Genomic DNA, 4,745 nt, shown 5'->3' with positions numbered 1-4,745 from the left:
TCCATGGTTGTAGAAATCAACAAACTTCACATCAAAGCCAAGCCCATACCGACACACTATGACATTCTGCGGATGGAGATCTCCGTGGTACTCACCCGCGCAAACAATGAGCTGATACCTGCATACTGGGGAGTTAACAAAAGAACGGTAGTGAAGAAGGGTTCCTGAGCGCCTTATGTTTGAAAATTGGGATGGAAAGTTCTTCAGAGAGTTCTCGCAAGCGTTCCTTATAATTCCCCTTGAGCTTGTCATGGAAAACAATTCCATCAACACCACCGACTATGGACTGTACACATGCGTGCAGTCGATCAAGGCCTTGATGGTTATCATATGCACCTGAAACAACCCACTGATTTGGCAAAATATGACTCACCAGCAAAGGCTCTGGTGACTCTTCATTGAAGACAGCGTCACGGAAAGTGGAGTCAAAATGCATTCCCCCAACACACAGAAGCGATTTGCCGGAAGTGTACTCAGTATCAAAGATATCAAAGAGAGAGCGACCTAGAGCTTTCGCAGCCTCAGAGTTGTTCCAACACTCAGGTGAGCTCCCTATTTCAATATCAACCACAGGAACTTTATACTCTGTGATCAACATGGGGTCACCACCATGAGGAATTCCTGACCAGTGAGTCGCCTCAGTCAGAACAGTAAAGTCATCTAATGAGAGCTCCTTGCGATGCTTATCCAAACCAATCAGCAAGTTTCGAAGAGTCTTTGGATCCGCTGTGCCGAAGGCTCCTGAGGGTATATCTGCAGTTGTATGAGCGCACAGAATATTCTCTGGTGCGTTTGCCCCCTCATGCCAGTTCACAACACCTGCAAAATCCATGTGGCTAAAATGCTCTTGAAGCATAGGAAGGTATCGCGGGTAGTCATGGCTTAAAACCTTATCAATACGAACGAAGTGCAGTGTGTTCCCATGTCTGTCCTGTGCTTTCTCTACCGGATTGCCATCGATAACGAGATCTGTTTGTTCAAGTTCACGCTCCTGACAAAGAGAGTTATAAACATGAAGGGCAACAGGATCTTCGGAAAGGTTATTACAAAAGAAGTAAACTGCGTTCTTATTACTCATAGATTGTTCCCTTTCATATTTCTTCCGTAGTTTTGACTGCGAATCGCTCTCTGCATCAGCGGAACTGTGTGCGGTATCGGATCCCGTCGCACATGCCACTGAAGTCCGAGGTTGCTTCCACAAAAAAGAAGCTTACACCTGAATACTGGGGATACGGTGCCATCATTTCAAGAGTTATTCGATCAACACAGTAAACTCATCCCAGCAAATTCTATATTAGCCAAAAATAGCCAGAAATAGCCGTATTCGAGCAGCTGTAAGACAGATCGTCTTGCTATCTTTCGAAGAAAGATTGAGCACTCAAGCACTAAAAAATACATCGAGGATGGAAGCCACTCTTCCACATATTGAATTCCATGCGAGTGTTCAGTATGAAGATGCTCTCCGCTCTTAAGAGCCGATTAGAAATACTTGCTTTTCATAATGACCCTAAGCATCAGACACCGACTCTGCCGAACCACTATGAAAAAAAAATCGCGCGATGAAAAATAAGCTTTGACACTCAGAGAGAAAGTCTTTACCTTTCGAGCTTATGGTAGCGCAGTCAAGATATTCACTTCCTATTTCTCATTGTAAGACTCATGTGTCGCGCGAGGAGTATTCTGATATGGAAAGCACAACCGTAACAGCAAGACACTTTGTAGTGAGCGATTCGGGACACGTAAAAAAGGGGCTTATAAATTCGATTCCGTGTCCTACTGCACCAGCTATTTGGCCAGTGCGTCTCGTGACGAGGAGGGAGTGATGCTCTAGTTGAGCATAGGAGTGGCAAAAAAGGCCTCTTCACTCCCCAAGAAAACAGGGAGTGAAGAGGCTTTTTTTATGAGGTTTTTCCATGCGTGTCTGTATTTACGCCCTAAAAAGAGGGGGACAGATGTTAAGTGTGTGCGGAAAGGACGAACACGGTAGTAGAGAGCCGTACAGCACTAGAGGGAATACAGCACTATAGGGAAAAGGGTAAAAGCAAAACAAGGAATACAATACTTTGGAGGAGCGTTGAGGAAAAAGAGATAACAATTTCGGAAAGCTGCAAAAGTGTGCTGATACGTGAGTCGGCAAACTCATGTGTCGTACAGCACACCCAAGCAACTATCATACTTGTAAATGACGCTGCGAGGCTAACAACAGATTTCTTCAGAGTCAAATAAAGTCGGGCTCTTCGATTTGTTGTTTTCCTATTGTTCCGAGTATCAGCTCGGTAAGACACGCACGTCTCTAGTACCCGATGAAATCATTTCTGCTCACGTCTCTTCCCTGACTAGGGAGGATAGAATGAAACAACAAGCGAGTGGTCACAGCCAAAGTGGCTCTTATGAACAAAAGAACAATAATGTCGTACAAGCGACAACGGCTGGTATTGAACTTGGTGACGCCCAGTTACCACGAAGACCGCGAATGATTGGATTCCTAAGTACGGATGCTATGAGGGATACTGCGCCCATCGAAAAGGAACTCGAAATATCTATTGAAATGTTGGATCAAGGCATACAAGCACACCTCTACTCTGAGAGTAAGGATGACCTCATACTTAGCGCACCAAGTGCAACGGCAGGCAGTGAGGAAGAAATGGAAAAGAAGCCGTTAGAAGAACGTCAACTGCGAAATGGAATGGAGGCAAATGCTAAGGCATGGGAAGAGCAGACAGGCCTTCAGATTGTTCGACCTGAGACAGGGAAAATTGTATTCTCAAAGGATGGGCAATCGCTCCGTCAGGCTATACTGGAACACCATGAAGCTTCTCTCGCTAAAGACAAGAAGAATCCTCTTGTTGGCATGCTGACTAAAGAATCACTGAAGACGTTTGGGTACGTGGGAGTGCAGTCACTTGAAGATGTTGCAGCTCTCGTCGCCAAGCTCGACAGCAAATCCCAGAGTGCCAAACTATTGCAGAATATCGGTGTTCAGGTGCCAAAAAGCTACTCCTATGTTGCTGCTGATTTCACCTCGGGGATGCTCAACAACCTCTCAAATGGAATGCAGTACGTCATTAAAGCAGATGGTTCTGCAGGAGGATTTGGGGTCTATACCAACGAGAATCAGGGTTACTCAAAGGGGGACCTAGCTAAGGCTATCAAGAACCTTTTGGCAAAGGAACTCCTTGGAAAGAGCTTTCAAATACAGCAATTTATAAAGGGGCAACCTGTTGGTTCAATTGCAGTATTCGACGGCAATAATAACTTTAGATTTTCGTCTTTTCATAAGGCCATCGAAAATAATGGGAAATATTTGGGCACCTTCTGGGATAAAGATTATGAGTCTCAGTTTCAGAAGACGGCTGAGGAAATATTTGGGAAAATGGCAGGAGCGCCAGAACTTTCTGGCCTCATTGGTCCTATTGGCTTTGATGCGATAGTCGATGATCAGGGGCATCTTTATGTCATTGAGGTGAATCCACGAGTGACAGGCGCTACCCCGATACCATTTCTTCGAGAGAGGCTGGAACACATCAAGGAGATTCAGGGACAAGATTTTGAAATATATTCTGCATATCTGGATATTAATGTAATGTTTGGACAGAAATTCTTTCAAAACTCTGACCTTCTCACTCAGTGCATCCAGGATGTCTGCGATCATTTCAACTCGAGTGAAAAGGTGTTGATTCTGCCGCAAGGAATCACTCCGACTATTATGAGCAAGGTGTTATTTGTGAATGATACTCCTGACGGGCAGGTCCGTACGAAATTTCTCGAACGGACTAAACAAGAGCTTACTGATGAGGAGCAGAATAAAAGGGAGAAATGATGAAACCACTCATTCTGATAACTGCACCAGCGCTTCCAGATACTCCATCTCCTGGACCAGATCTTACTGGTGTCAGGATCACATATGCGAGCGCAGTTGCGAAGGCGGGAGGAATTCCATTAATTCTTCCCCTCATAAGCTCTGCGCTCGCCCTTGAGACAGCGCAACATGCTCATGGGATTCTCTTCTCCGGTGGCGAGGATGTTCTTCCCACTTCCTATGGGAAGGAGCTTCAAGACCAACAGGTTTACTCGCCCCTTCGTGATGAGGTTGAGCTCGCATTAGTAGGGCATGCTACTGCTCATCGTATGCCAGTGCTTGGGATTTGTCGGGGACATCAAATCTGTTCAGTAGCTCATGGAGCCAAAATGATTCAAGAGGTCGGAGAGGTATCGAGTGAGATTGTGCACGAACCGTCATTGGAGGATAAAGATGCATGGACAAGACTCACGCATCCCATAGCGGTGGAATCTGATTCATTGCTACAAAGCATCCTTAATGAGGACATAGCTCCGAGAGTGAACTCTCTTCATCATCAAGCAGTGGATGAGAGCTCCTTGGGCCCTCACTCGTCCGTGCGTGTAGTAGCCAAAGCTCCTGACGGTATTGTAGAGGCGATCGAGTTAAGAAACTATGACGGGTTTTTTCTCGGCATACAGGCACACATTGAAGCGCTTATATACGGTGAACAACCAGCTGAGCCTAAATGGATTCGGGTCTTTGAGCGTTTTGTGAAAGAAGCGAAGACCTATGCCTCGAACCCGCTTCCCCAGTGATTTTCTGTACACGGATTTTCTGCATACGCTCTCTTCCCCACTATTCCCACACCATGTGCTCAAGATGGCTTCTGAGGTGAGTAACCGTCTTAAAACGGTTGAGGATATGGTTGCTCTTTAAGCCCGCACAGATGTACTTCGCTGTGTTG

4 protein-coding genes are annotated in these 4,745 nt (G+C 45.8%); 3 read left to right on the top strand and 1 reads right to left on the bottom strand.

All coding sequences use genetic code 11. The features are described 5' to 3' along the window. Positions 1-133: 133 nt before the first annotated feature. On the bottom strand, positions 134-1,078 hold the full coding sequence (locus EBR25_12440; GenBank protein ID NBW41793.1) for a hypothetical protein: 945 nt from the start codon (positions 1,076-1,078) through the stop codon (positions 134-136). Positions 1,079-1,959: 881 nt separating this feature from the next. On the opposite strand from EBR25_12440, the gene EBR25_12435 reads away from it, so the two are divergent. The 3 genes from EBR25_12435 to EBR25_12425 all read left to right on the top strand — a co-directional run bounded on the left by EBR25_12435 (position 1,960) and on the right by EBR25_12425 (position 4,596). Then, a complete protein-coding gene (locus tag EBR25_12435) occupies positions 1,960-2,226 on the top strand; it encodes a hypothetical protein (protein ID NBW41792.1) in 267 nt (88 codons plus the stop codon). A 124-nt stretch (positions 2,227-2,350) separates the two neighbouring features. After that, entirely contained in the window at positions 2,351-3,820 is a 1,470-nt protein-coding gene (locus EBR25_12430) for an ATP-grasp domain-containing protein (GenBank protein NBW41791.1), read from the top strand. After that, complete coding sequence (locus EBR25_12425; GenBank protein ID NBW41790.1) at positions 3,817-4,596, top strand: gamma-glutamyl-gamma-aminobutyrate hydrolase family protein; 780 nt, start codon at positions 3,817-3,819, stop codon at positions 4,594-4,596. The genes EBR25_12430 and EBR25_12425 overlap by 4 nt, the downstream gene beginning before the upstream one ends. Positions 4,597-4,745: the final 149 nt, after the last annotated feature.

Source organism: bacterium, from assembly GCA_009926305.1.
Taxonomy (GTDB): domain Bacteria; phylum Bdellovibrionota_C; class UBA2361; order UBA2361; family RFPC01; genus RFPC01.
Note: the sequence above shows the minus strand (reverse complement) of the source record. Positions and strands in the feature narration are given on the sequence as shown.